At 77.3% G+C, this 1,278-nt stretch carries 1 protein-coding gene; it reads left to right on the plus strand.

Going from position 1 to position 1,278, the window contains the following annotated elements; genetic code table 11:
- Positions 1 to 64: 64 nt before the first annotated feature.
- The coding region (locus AC1DUQ_RS21805) for an FtsK/SpoIIIE domain-containing protein (protein WP_477074644.1) at positions 65 to 1,278 on the plus strand (1,214 nt) is incomplete at its 3' end.

A 1,278-nucleotide genomic window follows, 5' to 3' on the forward strand; every position in this document is an offset into this window, starting at 1 on the left:
GACCTGGGAGGAGCATCGCCCCGGTCTCGTCGCGGCGCTCGGGGTCGGGACCGGAGGTCGGACCGTGGCGGTGGACCTCGTCGCCGACGGGCCGCACGCGCTGGTCGCGGGCACCACGGGGGCCGGGAAGTCGGAGCTGCTCACCACCCTGGTCCTGGCGCTCGCGCTCACCCACCCGCCGGACCGGCTCGCGATCCTCCTGGTCGACTTCAAGGGTGGGACCGGGCTCGGACCGGTGGCCGGTCTCCCGCACGTGCTGGAGCACGTGACCGATCTGGATGCCGCCCACGCCCGCCGGATCCTCGCCGCCCTGCGCGCCGAGCTGCGACGGCGCGAGTCCGTGCTGGCGGTCGCGGGTGCCCGGGACCTCGTCGACCTCGACCCGACGGCACCGAGCACGCCGCCACGCCTCCTCGTCGTCGTGGACGAGCTGCGCGCCCTCACGGAGGACGTCCCCGACGCTGCGGCGGCTCTCACCCGGATCGCCGCGCAGGGGCGTGCCCTCGGTGTCCACCTCGTGCTGGCCACCCAGCGTCCGGCGGGCGCCGTGGGGGCCGACCTGCGCGCCAACGTCGCGCTCCGGATCGCGCTGCGCGTGACCGACCAGGCCGACTCCACCGACGTGCTGGACGCACCCGTGGCTGCGCAGATCGACCCCGCGACGCCCGGCCGCGCGTGGGTGCGTCGCGGCACACGGTCGCTCGAGCCGGTGCAGGTGGCCCGCGCGGTGCCGCCGACCGCAGCACCGGTCGCCCGACCGGCCCGGCCATGGTCCGATGCCGGTGCGGGGTGGTCGCCGACCCCCTCGCCGGCGCGACCGCCGGTCGAGGACGCCCTCGAGGGATGGGTGCGGGCTGCGAGCGAGGCGTGGTCGAGTCAGCCTCCGGGCGCGGGTTGCCCCTGGCTCCCGGCCCTCCCGACGGTGGTCGGACGTGCCGACGTGCCGGACGGACCCGGCCTCGCGCTCGGCGTCTCAGACCTCCCCGACGAGCAGCGACGGGGATCGGTGCGCTGGGACCCGTCCGACGGTCCTCTCCTGGTCCTCGGCGGYCCGCGCTCAGGGCGCACCACGACGCTGCTCGCGGCCGGCCTCGACGCACTCGACCAGGGGTGGGAGGTCCACACGGTCGGGCTGCCTCGCGATGCGGTGGACCGGCTCCGGTCGGGCGACCGGCACGGCCGGCTCGGGAGCACGCTCGCCACCGACGACGCGCGGGCGGTCGCCCGGTTGCTGGAGCTGGCCGTGGCGCCCGGGCGGGCGCAGGTGCTGCTCCTGGT

The organism is Cellulomonas sp. P4_B5_2 (assembly GCF_056402235.1).